The following is a 15201-nucleotide window of genomic DNA, read 5'->3' as shown; positions in this document are numbered from 1 at the left end:
ACTCAGGTCAGCGGCCCTTTTTCATGCCCGGGAGCCCGGCCTTGGGCCGGACTCCCGGGCGTGGTCGAGGTGATCTTCCGTCGCGGCCCAGGCTGTGAGCAGGTCGACCACCGGATCTTGCCCGAGGTCGCGGCCCTGGCCCACGAGCTGACCCGGATCGGCCAGGAGCAGGGCGCGGCTGCCGCGATCACGTCGACGGCTTGGCGCGGCTCCGGGCATCAAGCTCGCTGCCGCGGACGCGGCTGCGCTGGGGGGTGCTCGCCGACGCTGCCGACGTCGACACGCGTGGCGGCTGGGAGCACGAGATGTAGCTCGTCGGCGCGGGCTTCAGGCTCGGGGGAGCGGTTCGAGCAGCAGTCCGTCGATCGCGTCCCGCAGCTCCGCTGCCATGTCGACGGCGTCGCGCCGGTAGAGCCACTGGACCTGCAGCCCGTCCATGAGGGCCACCACGCGGTGGCCGGCGACGTCGGGGTCGACGTCGTCGCGGAGCCGGCCCGCCCCGCGAGCCGCGACGAAGGCCTGCGTGGTGGTCGCGACCGCCAGCTCGTACCGGTGTGTGAAGTACGGGTGGGCGGGGTGGTCGGGGGCCGTCGCCTCGGCGGAGAGCACCACGAACAGCTCGACGATGCCGGGCCGGGCCTGGTTCCACTCCGCCAGCTCCACGAGCCGTTGCAGCGCCTCGACGCCGTGGGCCTCGGCGAGCGCGAACCGCTCGACGTCCTCGGCGTCGCGGTGCTCGAGGACCGCCAGGAGCAGTGCCTCCATGGTCGGGAAGTGGTGCAGGAGGCCCGGGTGGGAGAGCCCGGCACGCGCCGCGACGTCCCGCAGCGACGTGCCGCGGTACCCCTGCTCGGCGTAGAGCTCGGTGGCGGCGTCGATGATCTGCAGGCGCCGGGCTCGTCCCTTCGCGTACCCGCCCGCACGTGATCTCGTAGGGCGGGGGGTGGCGGGGGTGGTGGTCGGCGTCGGCACGTGCTCACCCTAGCCGTGCTCACAGCGCCTCGACAGGTGAAAACCGACCGCGCGGTCGGTATTGGTGCTACCGTCGTCGCTGACGCGGCCGCACCGGGCCGCACGGACACAGGAGTCCTCACCATGACGAGCACCGTCGAACCCCGGCCTGACCGCGCGGACACCGCGCGGCCGAGCGCCCCGACCCTGCCTGCGCCGTCGGGAGCGGGCACAGAGCCTGCGAGCCACCCGCCTCGGAGCGGCCGCGCCCTCGAGATCGCCTACGTCGCGGCCTTCTTCACCCTCTACGTCGCGCTGCTGACCCCCGTCGTGAGCACGCTCGCGCTCAAGGTCGACGCGTTGTCGAGCGAGTCGGCCCGCGCCGGCGACCTGGCTCTCGTCACTGGAGTCGGTGCCTTCTTCGCGTTCGTGGCCAACCCGCTCGCCGGCGCGCTCTCGGATCGCACGACGTCGCGGCTCGGCATGCGCCGCCCTGGCTGCTGTGGGGCTCCCTGCTCGGGTCGGTGGGGCTGCTCACGATCGCGTTCGCGCCGAGCATCGCGGTCGTCGTCGTCGGCTGGGCGATCGCCCAGGCCGCGTTCAACGGCACGCAGGCCGCCCTCCAGGCGCTCCTGCCCGACCAGGTCCCCGAGCACCGCCGCGCACGCGTGTCCGGCTACCTCGGGATCGCGCAGAACGTCGCGCCGCTCGTCGGCGTCGCGCTCGCCTACGTCTTCACCGCCGCCCACCTGAACCAGGCATGGATGTTCGTCATCCCCACGCTGCTCGGACTCGCCGGCGTGCTGGTGCTCGTCGCCGTGCTGCGCGACCGCCACCTCGCGAAGGAGGACGTCGGGACGTTCCGGCTCGGCGCCTTCGTCAAGGGGTTCTGGGTCAGCCCCCGCAAGCACCCCGACTCCGGCTGGGCGTTCGCCGGCCGGTTCCTGCTGCTGTTCGCCTTCGCGTCCTACAACACGTACCAGGTCTACTACCTGCTCGACCGCTTCGGCTTCGACGACGCCGCGGCCCTGAGCTGGCAGCTCCGGCTCATGGTCGTCAACGCGCTCTGCCTCGTCGTCGCCGCGAGCGTCGGCGGCATGCTGTCCGACCGGACCGGCCGCCGCAAGGTGTTCGTCGTGACGTCGACCGTGCTCGCCGCCGCCGGGCTCGTCGTGTTCGCCGTCGCGCAGTCCCCGAACGTTCTCTACGGCGCCGCCGCGCTGTTCGGCGCCGGCCTCGGCACCTACTTCGCGGTCGACCTCGCGCTCGTGACCGACGTCCTGCCGAACCGTGAGACCGAGGCCGCCAAGAACATGGGCGTGTTCAACATCGCCAACGCCCTCCCGCAGTCGCTCGCCCCGGCCGTCGCGCCCGCGTTCCTCGCGATCGGGGGCGGCGACAACTACGCCGCGCTGTTCGTCGTCGCCGCCGTCATCGCGGCGCTCGGCGCCGTGAGCACCCTGTTCATCCGCGGCGCGCGCTGAGCCGCGCCCCCTCCACCCGCTCGCAGAGAGGCGTCACCCCGTGACCACGACCACCGACCCGACCACCACCGACGTGCCCGACGTCACCGAGCTCGTCGAGCAGCTCACGCTCGAAGAGAAGGCCGCCCTCCTCGGCGGCTCCGACGTGTGGCGCACCACGCCCGTCGAGCGCCTCGGCATCGGCAAGATCTGGCTGTCCGACGGCCCGCACGGCCTGCGCGCCCAGGCCGAGGACGGCGACCACCTCGGTCTCCTCGCCGCCGACCCGGCCGTCGCGTTCCCGCCCGCCGCCGCCCTCGCCTCGACCTGGGACGTCGACCTCCTCGCCCGCGTGGGCGCCGCGATCGGCGAGGAGGCACGCGCCAAGGGCGTGTCCGTCGTCCTCGGCCCGGGCGTCAACATGAAGCGCTCGCCGCTCTGCGGGCGCAACTTCGAGTACTTCTCCGAGGACCCCCGGCTCGCGGGCACGGTCGGGGCGGCCTTCGTGAAGGGCGTCCAGAGCCAAGGGGTCGGCACGTCGCTCAAGCACTTCGCCGCGAACAACCAGGAGACGGACCGGATGAGCGTGTCCGCCGACGTCGACGAGCGCACCCTCCGCGAGATCTACCTGCCGGCGTTCGAGCGTGTCGTCGCCGAGGCGCAGCCGTGGACCGTCATGTGCTCGTACAACCGCATCAACGGCGTCTTCGCGTCGCAGGACCGCTGGCTCCTCACCGACGTCCTGCGCGACGAGTGGGGCTTCGAGGGCGTCGTCGTGTCCGACTGGGGTGCCGTCCTCGACCGCGAGAAGGCCGTGCACGCGGGCCTCGACCTCGAGATGCCGTCGTCGGGCGGGCTCGGCACGCAGCGCGTGCTCGACGCCGTCGCCGCGGGCGAGCTGTCCCTCGAGGACGTCGACGTCGCCGTCACGCGCGTCCTGGAGCTCGTCGCGAAGTCGCAGCCGGCGCTCGCCGACCGCGGCACCGCGGACCTCGACGCCCACCACGCCCTCGCCCGCGAGGCCGCCACCCGCTCCGCGGTGCTGCTGCAGAACGACGGCGTGCTGCCGCTCGACCCGGCGTCGTCGGGCACGGTCGCGGTCGTCGGCGAGCTCGCCCGCACTCCGCGCTTCCAAGGCGGCGGCTCGTCGCAGGTCACGCCGACCCGGGTCGACGCAGCGCTGCCCGCGCTCCAGGACGCGCTCGGCGAGCGCCTGGTCTTCGCCGCGGGCTACCCGCTCGACGACGACGCCCCGGCCGCCGAGACCGCCGCCCTGCGCGACGAGGCGCTCGCCGCCGCACGCGACGCCGACGTCGTGTTGCTGTTCCTCGGACTGCCGGACGCCTACGAGTCGGAGGGCTTCGACCGGACGCACCTGCATCTCCCGGCCCAGCAGCTCGCGCTCCTCGAGGTGCTCGCTGAGGAGTGTGCGCGGGTCGTGGTCGTGCTGAGCAACGGGTCCGTGGTCGAGGTCGCGCCCTGGCGCGACCGGGCCGCCGCGATCCTCGAGACGTGGCTGCTCGGGCAGGCGGGCGGAGACGCCGTCGCCGACCTGCTGCTCGGCCGCGCCAACCCGTCCGGGCGGCTCGCCGAGACCTTCCCGCTGCGCTACGAGGACAACCCCGCGCTCGGGAACTTCCCCGGCGAGGCCGGCCACGTCCGCTACGGCGAGGGCCTCCTCATCGGCTACCGCTGGTACGACGCGCGGGACCTCGAGGTCGCGTTCCCGTTCGGGCACGGGCTGTCGTACACGACGTTCGCGTACTCCGACCTCGCGGTCGACGTGCTCGACGACGGTCCCACCCCGCGCGTGCGCGTCGCCCTCACCGTGAAGAACACGGGCGAGCGCGCGGGCAACGAGGTCGTCCAGGTGTACGTCACCGATCCCGAGTCGAGCGTGTTCCGCCCCGTCCAGGAGCTGGGCGGCTTCGGCGTCGTGGAGCTCGCCGCGGGGGCGACGGAGCGGGTGCAGGTCGAGCTCGACGCCCGCGCCTTCCAGTTCTGGCACCCCGAGGTCGCGCGGTGGGTCGTCGAGCCGGGACGGTTCGGGATCCGCGTGGGTGCGTCGTCGCGGGACGTGCGGCTCGTAGCCGAGATCGAGCTCGCCGGCGAGGTCGTCGTGCCCGAGCTGACCGTCGACTCGACCGTCGAGGCGTGGCTCGCGCACCCCGTCGCGGGGCCGGGACTACGGGCGCAGCTCGAGGCGGAGCCACGCGCGGCGGCGATGTTCTTCGCACCCGGCGTCGGCGAGATGATGCGGGCGATCCCGCTGCGCCGGATCGCCCGGTTCCCCGGGTTCCCCGTGCCCGAGGCCGAGCTCGAGACCCTTGCCGCGCAGGCCGACGCCGCGTACAGGGCGGGTGCCCGATGACCGCGGCGGCCGAGGCCGGGCGACCCGACGTCATCGCGCCCGTGCCCGACGACGCGCCCTACAAGGACGCGTCCCGCCCGGTCGAGGAGCGGCTCGACGACCTCCTCGCGCGGATGACCGTCGAGGAGAAGGCCGGCCAGCTGTTCCAGGACATGGTGACCGTCGGCGAGGGTGGCACCCTGGCTGAGCCGGACGCCGTCTTCGGGACGCCGAGCGTCCACGAGTACGTGGTCGAGAAGCACATGACGCACCTCAACGTGCTCGGTGCCCCCGGCACCGCCACGGACCTCGCGGCCTGGCACAACCGCGTCCAGGAGGTTGCGGCCTCGACCCGGCTCGGCATCCCGGTGACGATCGCGAGCGACCCGCGGCACGCGTTCAGCGACAACCCGCTCGCCGCACTCGCGGCGGGCCCGTTCTCGCAGTGGCCGGAGACCCTCGGCCTGGCTGCGATCGGCGACCCCGACCTCGTCGAGCGGTTCGCCGACACCGTGCGCCGCGAATACGTGGCGACCGGGCTGCGGACGGCCCTGCACCCGCAGGTCGACCTCGCGACCGAGCCGCGCTGGGCCCGCGCGTCGGGCACCTTCGGCGAGGACGTCGCGCTCACGACGGCGCTCGGCGTGGCCTACGTCCACGGGCTGCAGGGGACGGGCGCGGTCGCGAGGGAGGGAGGGCTCGACGGCGCGTTCGGGGCGGCGTCCGTCTCCGCGATGTCCAAGCACTTCCCGGGAGGCGGCCCCCAGCTCGACGGCGAGGACCCCCACTTCGCGTACGGGCGCGAGCAGGTGTACCCGGGCGGGCGGTTCGCCGAGCACCTCGAGCCGTTCCGCGCCGTGATCGCCGCGGGCACGCGCCAGCTCATGCCGTACTACGGCATGCCGGTCGGGCTCGAGGTCGACGGGCGGCCCGTGCCCCAGGTCGGGTTCGGCTTCAACCGGCCGATCATCACGGGCCTCCTGCGCGAGACCCTCGGCTACGAGGGCGTCGTGTGCACCGACTGGGGCCTCGTGTCCGACGCCGAGATCATGGGCCGCCCGTTCCCCGCGCGGGCGTGGGGCGTCGAGCGCCTGTCGCGGCACGAGCGCGTCGCCGCGATCCTCGACGCGGGCTGCGACCAGCTCGGCGGGGAGGCGTGCCCGGAGATCGTCGTCGACCTCGTGTGCGACGGGAGCGTCCCGGAGGAGCGGCTCGACGTGTCGGTCCGTCGTCTGCTGCGAGAGAAGTTCCTGCTGGGCCTGTTCGACGAGCAGCGGTACGTCGCCGTCGAGGCGGCCGCGCGGCTGGTCGGGACGCCCGAGGCGCGAGCCGCCGGGCGGGCGGCCCAGTCGGCCGCGGTGACCGTGCTGACCTCCGCGCCCGACGGCGCCGCCCACCTTCCCCTGACGCGCGGCCTCCGGGTCTACGCGGAAGGCGTGCCTGCCGACGTCGTCGCCGGGTACGGCGAGCCCGTCGCGACCCCTGCCGAGGCGGACGTCGCGGTGCTGCGGCTCACGGCGCCCTTCGAGGACCGCGGTCCCGGGTTCGAGCAGCTCTTCCACGCCGGGTCGCTCGAGTTCCCCGCCGCCGAGGTCGAGCGCGTCCTCGCGGTCTGCGACGCCGTGCCGACCGTCCTTGCGGTCTACCTCGACCGGCCCGCGGTGCTCGCCCCGTTCGTCGGGCGGGCGGCGTCGCTCGTCGCGGAGTACGGGGCGTCCGGCGAGGCGCTTCTCGACGCGCTGACCGGTGCCGAGCCGGCCCGCGGACGGCTGCCCTTCGACCTGCCGTCGTCGATGGCCGCCGTCGTCGAGTCACGGCCCGACGTCGCTCACGACACCGCCCACCCGCTGTTCCGTGCGGGCCACGGGCTCGGCCGCGTCTAGGGTGGGCGCCATGCCGAGTGCGCAGGACGTCGTCGACCGGATCACCCAGCGCGTCGGGGTTGCACGCCGCCCGGACACGGTCGACACGTTCCTCGCGGGCGATCCGCTCGCCTCCGTGTCCGGGGTCGCGGTCACGATGATGGCGACGTTCGACGTCCTGCGCCGCGCGGCGGACGAGGGCCTCGACCTCGTGATCACGCACGAGCCGCTCTACTACGACCACCGCAACGAGGCCGAACCACGCCTCGCTGCGGAGGACGACCCCGTCTACAGGGCCAAGGCGGCGTTCGTCGCCGAGCACGGGCTGCGCGTCTGGCACCTGCACGACGCGTGGCACGACCGCCGGCCCGACGGCGTCGACGACGGGACCGCGCGCGCGCTCGGCTGGACGGGCCGCGAGGTCCCCGGCGCGGCCGGGGTCTACGCGCTCGAGCCGACGACGCTCGGCGAGCTCGCCGCGCACGTCGCGTCCGCGCTGGGGGCGCGGGCGCTCCGGTTCGTGGGTGACCCGGCGCTGTCCGTGTCCGGGGTCGGGTTCGATCTCGGGTTCCGCGGCTTCGAGCGCAACCGGCACCTTCTGCAGCGCGACGACGTCGACGTCGCCGTGATCGGGGAGGGGCACGAGTGGGAGACTGGCGCCTACGCGGCCGACCTGGAGGCGGCGGGGATCGCCAAGGGGCTGGTCGTCGTCGGGCACGTGCCGTCGGAGCAGGAGGGCATGGCCGAGGCCGCCCGCTGGCTGCGCGACGTCGTCCCCGAGATCCCCGTGCAGTTCCTCCCCGCGACCGACCCCTACCGGACCCTCGGCGGTGCCATACTCCCGGCATGAGCGACCCGTACCCGCCGCAGCCCGGCGGACCGTACGTCCAGCCGCAGCCGCAGCCGCAGGCGCCGCAGCAGCCCTACGGCGCCTACCCGCCGCCCCAGCCCGGGTACCCGCCGTATCCCGGCTACGGCTACCCGCCGTACCCGGTCCAGGCGCCCATGTCGGGGCTCGCGATCGCGTCGTTCGTGCTGTCGCTCGTGTGGCTCTGGGGCGTCGGATCGGTCGTCGCGCTGGTCTTGGGGCTCGTGGCGTTGCGGCAGATCAAGCGGACCGGCCAGCGGGGCCGGGGCTTCGCGATCGCCGGGGTCGCGATCGCGGGCGCCACGATCGTGCTCCTCGTCCTCGCCGTCGCGCTGTTCCTCGGTGCGCACGGCCTGAACGGCGGTACGACCGTCGAGGTCCCGGGCATCACCACCTGACAGGTGCAGCGGTCGTCACACGCACGTGACAAGGCCGTGAGAGCATCGGTGCTTCACGCTCGGTCGAAAGGATTCGCATGCCCCCGCTCGTCCCGCTCCCCGCACAGGTCCGGACCACCGACGGGAGCCTGCCGCTCGACGGTCTGCGCGTCGTCGCCGGGCCGTCCGCCGAGGAGCAGCGCCTCGCGACCGTGGCCCGCGACCTGCTGGGCCCCGCGGGGGAGACCTCGGGGGGCCCCGCGCTCGTCCTCACGCTCGACGACGCTGCCGGGCCCGACGACGCCACGTCGCCCGAGCGGTACACGGTCGAGGTCGCACCGGCCGGCGCCACGGTGACGGCGCCGACGACCGAAGGCCTGTTCCGGGGCCTCACCACGCTCGCCCAGCTCGCCACCACCGACGGCGAGGGCCGCACAGTCCTGCCGGCCGTCGTCGTGCAGGACGCCCCGCGGTACGCGTGGCGCGGCCTCTCCCTCGACGTGGCGCGGCACTTCTTCGAGCCCGACGTCGTCGAGCGCGTGATCGACGAGATGGCCCGCTACAAGCTGTCCGTGCTGCACCTGCACCTGACCGACGACCAGGGCTGGCGGCTCGAGCTGCCGTCGCGCCCGCTGCTCACGGAGATCTCGGGCAAGGGCGAGATCGGCGACGGGGTCGGCGGGTTCTACACGATGGACGAGTTCCGCCGGCTGCAGGAGTACGCGGCCGAGCGCTACGTTCAGGTCGTACCCGAGTTCGACATGCCGGGCCACACCAACGCCGCGACGCACGCGTACGGCGAGCTGGTGCCGGGCGGCGAGCCGACCGACCGGTTCGGCGGCGAGGAGGTCGGGTTCAGCAAGCTGTCGTTCGACCTGCCGGGGACCGAGCCGTTCCTGCGCGACGTGTTCGGCGACATGGCCGCCGCGACACTGGGCGAGTACGTCCACATCGGCGGCGACGAGGTCTTCACGCTGGGCGCGGAGGAGTACAGCCGGTTCGTCCTGCTCGCGCACGAGGTCGTCACCGCGGCCGGCAAGAAGGTCGTGGGCTGGCAGGAGATAGCCGAGGCCGAGCTGCCCGCGGGCACGGTCGTGCAGTACTGGGAGACCCGCAAGGACACCGAGCCGCTGCGGCGGGCGGTCGACGGCGGAGCCAAGATCCTCCTGTCGCCCGCGGACCGCGTCTACCTCGACATGAAGTACGACGCCGACGACGTGCGCGGCCAGGACTGGGGCGCCTCCATGCCGCCCGTCGAGCTGCGCGACTCCTACGACTGGGAGCCCGACGCGGCCGTCGAGGGGGTCGACGGGGACGCGGTGGTCGGCGTCGAGGCCGCGATCTGGAGCGAGCGGATCCCCGACGAGGACACCCTCTTCATGCGACTGCTGCCGCGGCTCGCGGCGTCGGCCGAGGTGGCGTGGACGCCCGCCGACGCGCGGTCGTGGGACGACTTCGCGTCGCGGGTCTCCCGCGAGTCGGCCGGGTGGCGCGAGCGCGGGCTCACGTTCCACGCGAGCCCGGGCGTCGACTGGGCGTAGCGCCTCCCGGGCTCAGGTCCAGAGTCGCTCGACGGGCAGAACATGGATTCGGTCGTCAGCCTCATACCCGGTGGCGCCCAGGTAGAAGGCGATCCCGGCGGCGAACGAGGCACCCAGGCGTTCGCGGAGAGCCACCAGTGGGGAGAGCTGGCTCCGCTTGACGTGGTCACCCGCCTTGACCTCGATCGCGACGACGGCGCCGTCGAAGCGCTCGAGCACGAGGTCGACCTCGACGTTGTCCTTAGTGCGCCAGTGGCCGGCCGTGACGGGGTCGTCCATCCAGGTCGCTTGGCGGATGGCGTCCTGGACGACGAAGGACTCGAGCAGGTGGCCGAACTCCGTAAGTGCCGACGGGTCGAGGCGTCGCATCTTGGCGGCGCTGAGCCGCAGCAGATGTGCGCCCACACCGGAGTCGACCACGTGAATCTTCGGCGACTCGATGCTTCGCGGCAGTACGGTCGGGCCCCAGGCGGGCAGCCGTTGGACCAGGAACAGCGACTCGAGAAGCTCGATGTACGCCGCGGTCGTGTCCCACGAAGGTGAGACGTCGGAGGCGACCTTCGCGACGTTGAGGACGCCCGCCGTCTGTCCTGCCGTACGGATCAGGACGTCGCGGAGGTCGGACTTCCTTCCGATGCGTCGGAGCTCGCGGGCATCTCGGTCGATCGACTGCCGGACGTGCGCGTCGAACCAGCGCGATCGGTCAGCCTCCGTGGGCTGGGTGAGCGCCAAAGGCATCCCGCCACGCATCACGCGCTCGACGTATTCGTCGCGTGACGTGGTCGCAGGTCGGGCGCTGTGCTGAACGTCCCCGTCGAACGCGCGAGCGATGAGCTCGTTGCGCGTCGCGTCGATCTCGGTTTGTGTGAAGGGCATGACCGGAAGCCTCTGGAGTCGTCCTGTCAGCGCTTGCGTGCCTCGTGGCAGCGCGTCGTAGCTCGCCGAGCCGGCGAGGACGAACATGCCGGCCCGGGTCTCGCGGTTCAGTCGTGCCTTGATCGCGTCCAGCAGGGCGGGCGCCTTCTGGTACTCGTCGATGAGCACCGGCGGGTCCTCGCCGACCACCGTCGACGGACTGCTCCGGGCGAGCTGGAGGTAGTCCTCTCTGTCGAGGTCGATGACCACGGCGGCGGAGTCGGCGGCCAGTCCGGCCAGGAGCGTTGACTTCCCGACCCCGCGTGGTCCCTCGAGAAGGAGGACGGGAGTGTTCGATGCGCGCGCGCGGACGAGGGGTGACAGGCGACGTGCGACCATGTCCTTCACCCGCCCAGGCTACCTTCGTGTCGGAATCAGCCGCCACTGGAAGTCGGAATCGGCCGCCATAAAAAGTCGGCACCAGCCGGTGTTCAAAGTCGGAACTGGCCGCTCGCGTGCAGCTCGGACTCAGCCCCGCGTCGTCGGCATCTGACGTGCACCACTCGATGCTGCGAGCGGTCAGAAGCTCGCAAGGCTCCCGCACGAGCTTCTGAAGCTTCCGGGCGATGTCAGCCCTCGAGGTGGGCGACGTCGTCAGGCCGGGCGAGCCTGCGGAACAGGTCGGTCGCGGTCTCGGCGTCCGCCCCGAAGAACGCCCGGTCCACGGCCTCGACGGCCTCGACCGCGCGCGGGGCGAGCGCGAGACCCGCGTCGGTCACGCGCAGGAGCCGCGCCCGCGCGTCGGCGGGGTCGGGGTCGCGGACCAGCAGCCCCTTGGCCTCGAGCGCCCGCACGACCTGCGACGTCATCCGGAAGTCCGTGCCCGCCTGGCGCGCGACGGCGACCTGGTTGGGATGCTCGCCGTGCGTCTGGAGCCACCACGTGCACGCCAGCAGGACGAACTGGACGTGCGTGAGGTCGAGCGGTGCGAGCGCGGCCGTGACGTCGCGCTGCCAGCGCAGGGTCGCGTGCCACAGGAGGAAGCCGGGGCTCTCGCCGGGGCGGAGGGCCATCAGCGCGCCTCGGCCAGTGCGACGAGTGCGGCGATCGTCTCGGGCCAGTCGGACGTGATCTGCGGGCCGAGCTCGGGACCCGCCTCGTCCGCGCCGGGGCCGGAGATCTCCATCCGGTAGACGACGCGGAGACCCGGCCTTGCGCCGTCGGGCCCCGGATCGTCGGACCCTGCACCGGGGACGTGCTCGATCCGGTGCGTGGTGCGCAGGACGAGGTCGCCGAAGCGCGCCTCGTCGGTGAACGACTCACCCGGGACGACGTCGGCGAGGACGAGCTCGACGGCGTCCTCGCGGCCGGGGTTCATGGTGAACGCCGTGCCCGAGGCGAAGGGGCCGCGCAGGTCCATGGCCATGATGTCGGCGTTCCAGGCCTTCCACGTGCCCACGTCGGACCACAGGGCCCACACGGCGTCGGGGGAGGCGGTGGTGGGTGCGGTGTGCTCGAAGGTCCACATACGAGAGATAGTACGCGCGTAGATCATCTGCGCAAGGATCAAACTGCTCGGCCGCCCAGCGCGTCCGTGAGGAAGGCCAGGTAGCGGTCGCGGTCGGCGCGCAGCGCCACGGTCGCGTTCGGCGGGTCGGTGGTCCAGGAACGGCGGTCCAGGAGCAGCGCGCCGAGCGTGCGGTCGCTGCTCGTCTCGACCGTCACCGGGCACGTCACGGACTCGGTGACCACGCCCGGGTCGACGAGCGCCGCCACGCACAGCGCGTCGTGCACGGGAGCGCACGGGCCGAACGCCGCGGCGCGCTCCTCGTCGGGGTCGTGCTCGATCCGGTGCCGCACGAGCCGGGCCGCCGCGACCGCGCCGGGCGTGCCGAGGGCGTCGAGCGCGTCGCAGTCGGCGAGCGTCAGCGGGACGCTCTGCGTCGCGTCGAGCGGCAGGATCGTGACGTCGCGGATGCCCGCCTCGAGCACGATCCGCGCCGCCTCCGGGTCGACCCACAGGTTGAACTCCGCGGCGGCGGTCACGTTCCCGCCCGCGACCCCGCCGCCCATGAGCACGAGCCGGGGGATGCGGTCGCGCAGGTCCGGCGCGACCGACAGCGCGAGCGCCACATTGGTGAGCGGGGCGGTCGCGACGAGCGTGACGTCGTCGTGCGCGTCGTCGCGGAAGAAGTCCACGAGGAACCGGACGGCCTCGTGCGACGCGACCCGGCTGCGGGCCGGCGGCAGGTCGAGGGAGGCGGGCTGAAAGTCGGGGTCGCGCCCGTTGAGCTCGTCGCGGGGGATCGGGAAGTCCGGCCGCAGGAGCGGGCGGGGCGCGCCAGCGTGCACGGGCACCGGGGCGCCGACGACGTCGAGCGCCCGGAGGGTGTTCTCCGTGACCCGGGGCAGGGGGACGTTCCCGTTGACCGTCGTCACGGCGAGCAGGTCGAGGTCCGGGTGCCCGACGGCGGCCATGATCGCCACGGCGTCGTCGGTGCCGGTGTCGCAGTCGAGGACGAGGCGGGTGGGCACGACCGACAGCCTACGGACGCCATCCCGTCGCGGCGGCCCACTCCTCGGCGCGGACCAGGATCTCCGCGATCAGGGGGCCCTTGGCGTCGGAGTACGCGTTCATGTCCGGCCAGTCCTGCTGGGCCAGACGGAGCTTGAGGTCCTGGTAGAGGCGGCGGTCCGCGTCGTCGTCGCGGAGGCGGTCGCGGAAGAGGAGGTGGCGGCGCTCCCAGTCGCTCCCGGTGGGGCAGACGTGGACCTGCACGTCGAGCTCCGGGGTGCGGACCAGGCGGTGCCCCGGCTCCCGGACGCGCAGCACGTAGCCCGCGTCCAGCAGCGCGGGCAGGTAGTCGTCCTCGTCCTCGACGTCCGCGACGCTGAGGTCGATGTCGACGATCGGCTTCGCGGCCAGGCCGGGGACGGAGGTCGACCCGACGTGGTCGATCCGCATCGCCCTCGCGCCCAGCGCCGTCCGGATCCGGTCCCGCTCGGCCTCGAACCTGCCCGGCCACGCCGGGTCCGCCGGCACGATCCTGATCTCGCGCTTCTCGATCCCGCCGATCAGCCCGGTCGGCCGGGAGCGTGCGGCGTCGTCGGGTCGTGTCACGACGGTCAGATCCAGCTCGGCAGCCACATGTGCAGGTGCCAGAAGGTGTAGGGCACCGTCTGCGCCGTCCAGATCGGGTAGAAGAACAGGCTCACCGCGACCACCACGGTCACGAAGACGCTCACCCCGACGACCACGCGCCGTCGGGCGCGTCTCTCGCCCTGCGTCTCCTCGAGCAACAGCGCGATCACGTAGGCGACGCCCATCATGACCCAGGGCGTGAAGACGATCGAGTAGAACGTGAAGATCGTCCGGTGCATGTAGGCGAACCACGGGAACCACCCGGCGACGACGCCCGCGAGCACCGCGGTGGCGCGCCAGTCCTTCGCGATGAACAGCCACACCAGGGCGACCGCGAGGCACAGTGCGCCCGCCCACCACAGGACGGGGTTCCCGAGCGACGTCACGGCCTGCGAGCAGGGCGCGGACCCGCAGCCCTGCTGCCCCGGCTGGATCGACTCGTAGTAGAACGACGTCGGCCGCCACTGCAGCATCCAGCCGAGCGGGTTCGCCTGGTACGGGTGCGGGGTGTCGAGCGTGTTGTGGAAGTGCCACATCTGGACGTGGTACTGCCAGAACGACCGCAGCGCGGGCGGCAGCCAGCTCACGCCCTCGCCGGGGTTCTGCTCGGCCCACTGCCGCATGTACGACATCGGGTTGCGGAACCAGCCCCACCACGTCGCCAGGTAGGCGATCAGCGCCGTCGGGAGCATGATCAGCGCGGCGGGGATGCCGTCGACGAGGATCGCGTCCTCCCACCAGCGCCTGACCCCGACGGCGCGTCGCGCCGTCATGTCCCAGCCGACCGTGAGCAGCCCGAACACCGCGATGAAGTAGATGCCCGACCACTTCGTCCCGCACATCAGGCCCAGCGACACGGCGGCCAGGAAGCGGTACCAGCGCCAGCCGAGCCGGGGCCCGTACTTCCCGATCTCGCCGCCCGCCTCGACGATCGCCGCGCACCGGTCCGCGAGCCGTCGTCTGGCCTGCTCCCGGTCGAGGATCAGGAACGCGAACGCCACCAGCCCCCAGAACATGACGAAGTTGTCGAGCAGCGAGGTGCGCGAGTGGACGATCGCCTCGCCGTCGACGGCCATGAACAGGCCCGCGAGGACGCCGATCAGCGTCGAGCCGAAGATCCGGCGCGCGATCCGCGCCACGATCCACACCGCGGCGATCCCGACGATCGCGGTGCTGATGCGCCACGCCCACGGGTTCTCCGCACCCCCGAACCGCAGGCCCAGCGAGATCATCCACTTGCCCAGCGGCGGGTGGACGACGTAGTCGGCCTGGTGCAGGTACGTGTCGACGTGGCCCGACTCGAAGGCCGGGTTCGGGTTGTCGGGCCACTTCGCCTCGTACCCGGACCTCAGCAGCGAGTAGGCGTACTTCACGTAGTACGTCTCGTCGAAGACGAGGGTCTTGGGGTAGCCGAGGTGGTACAGGCGCAGCACGGCGGCCAGCGCCGTGACGAGAAGCGGGCCCAGCCAGCCCCACAGGCGGTCGCGCGCCGTCGAGCCCAGCGCCAGGCGGCGCGGCCCGAACAGCTTCAGCAGGTAGCGGTCCCGGGGGCTCGGCTCCGGTGCGTCCGACGACGGCGCGGCGCCCGGCTCGGCGGTCCCGTCGCCCGCGTCCCGGGTCGTGTCGGGATCGGTGGAGCCGAACGGGGGCTCGTCGACGGCGGGGCCTGCGACGTGGCGCCCTCCCGGGGCCTCGCCCGCGGGCGCGCCGGACGACGGCTCGGACGCGGGGGGCTGCTCGTCGGCGCTGCTCGTGGCGGACACGACCGTCATGGTACGGCGTGGGACAGTGG

13 protein-coding genes are annotated in these 15201 nt (G+C 73.1%); 6 read left to right on the top strand and 7 right to left on the bottom strand.

All coding sequences use genetic code 11. From position 1 onward, the window contains the following. Positions 1–327 precede the first annotated feature (327 nt). Positions 328–972 (bottom strand): TetR/AcrR family transcriptional regulator, encoded by a 645-nt coding sequence (locus KDY119_RS14285; RefSeq protein ID WP_051136257.1) that lies wholly within the window; start codon positions 970–972, stop codon positions 328–330. Between the two features lie 476 nt (positions 973–1448). Between KDY119_RS14285 and KDY119_RS14280 the strand changes: the two genes are divergently transcribed. From KDY119_RS14280 to KDY119_RS14255, 6 genes are all read left to right on the top strand, one after another. Then, complete coding sequence (locus KDY119_RS14280; RefSeq protein WP_083890629.1) at positions 1449–2435, top strand: MFS transporter; 987 nt, start codon at positions 1449–1451, stop codon at positions 2433–2435. A gap of 40 nt (positions 2436–2475) precedes the next feature. After that, positions 2476–4785: a glycoside hydrolase family 3 C-terminal domain-containing protein gene (locus tag KDY119_RS14275; protein ID WP_227994360.1), complete on the top strand. Its 2310-nt coding sequence runs from the start codon at positions 2476–2478 to the stop codon at positions 4783–4785. Beyond that, positions 4782–6647 carry a glycoside hydrolase family 3 protein gene (locus KDY119_RS14270; protein WP_153022457.1) on the top strand — a complete coding sequence of 622 codons (1866 nt, stop codon included), beginning with the start codon at positions 4782–4784 and terminating at the stop codon, positions 6645–6647. The genes KDY119_RS14275 and KDY119_RS14270 overlap by 4 nt, the downstream gene beginning before the upstream one ends. A gap of 10 nt (positions 6648–6657) precedes the next feature. Continuing rightward, positions 6658–7476, top strand: coding sequence for a Nif3-like dinuclear metal center hexameric protein (locus KDY119_RS14265; protein WP_036948452.1), 819 nt, complete (start codon positions 6658–6660; stop codon positions 7474–7476). Beyond that, the gene (locus tag KDY119_RS14260; protein ID WP_051136254.1) at positions 7473–7892 is read left to right on the top strand and encodes a DUF4190 domain-containing protein; all 420 of its coding nucleotides are present in this window, start codon (positions 7473–7475) and stop codon (positions 7890–7892) included. Before KDY119_RS14265 ends, KDY119_RS14260 begins: the two co-directional genes overlap by 4 nt. Before the next feature lie 77 nt (positions 7893–7969). Further along, the gene (locus tag KDY119_RS14255) at positions 7970–9412 is read left to right on the top strand and encodes a family 20 glycosylhydrolase (protein WP_153022456.1); all 1443 of its coding nucleotides are present in this window, start codon (positions 7970–7972) and stop codon (positions 9410–9412) included. 12 nt (positions 9413–9424) lie between these two features. Here the strand turns inward: KDY119_RS14255 and KDY119_RS14250 are convergent, their stop codons facing one another. From KDY119_RS14250 to KDY119_RS14225, 6 genes are all read right to left on the bottom strand, one after another. Next, positions 9425–10666: an ATP-binding protein gene (locus KDY119_RS14250; RefSeq protein ID WP_036947169.1), complete on the bottom strand. Its 1242-nt coding sequence runs from the start codon at positions 10664–10666 to the stop codon at positions 9425–9427. Between the two features lie 230 nt (positions 10667–10896). Then, on the bottom strand, positions 10897–11340 hold the full coding sequence (locus tag KDY119_RS14245) for a MarR family winged helix-turn-helix transcriptional regulator (protein ID WP_036947165.1): 444 nt from the start codon (positions 11338–11340) through the stop codon (positions 10897–10899). Beyond that, positions 11340–11795 carry an SRPBCC family protein gene (locus KDY119_RS14240; RefSeq protein ID WP_036947162.1) on the bottom strand — a complete coding sequence of 152 codons (456 nt, stop codon included), beginning with the start codon at positions 11793–11795 and terminating at the stop codon, positions 11340–11342. Before KDY119_RS14240 ends, KDY119_RS14245 begins: the two co-directional genes overlap by 1 nt. Positions 11796–11833: 38 nt before the next feature. Beyond that, entirely contained in the window at positions 11834–12802 is a 969-nt protein-coding gene (locus KDY119_RS14235) for a nucleoside hydrolase (protein WP_036947158.1), read from the bottom strand. Positions 12803–12812: 10 nt separating this feature from the next. Then, a complete protein-coding gene (locus KDY119_RS14230) occupies positions 12813–13388 on the bottom strand; it encodes a GrpB family protein (protein ID WP_153022455.1) in 576 nt (191 codons plus the stop codon). A 5-nt stretch (positions 13389–13393) separates the two neighbouring features. Further along, a complete protein-coding gene (locus KDY119_RS14225; RefSeq protein ID WP_153022454.1) occupies positions 13394–15181 on the bottom strand; it encodes a dolichyl-phosphate-mannose--protein mannosyltransferase in 1788 nt (595 codons plus the stop codon). Positions 15182–15201 lie beyond the last annotated feature (20 nt).

Origin of the sequence: Luteimicrobium xylanilyticum, from assembly GCF_009429125.1 — a bacterium.
Taxonomy (GTDB): Bacteria; Actinomycetota; Actinomycetes; order Actinomycetales; family Cellulomonadaceae; genus Luteimicrobium; species Luteimicrobium xylanilyticum.
The sequence above is the reverse complement of the archived record's forward strand: the minus strand, read 5'-3'. Positions and strand labels throughout refer to the sequence as shown.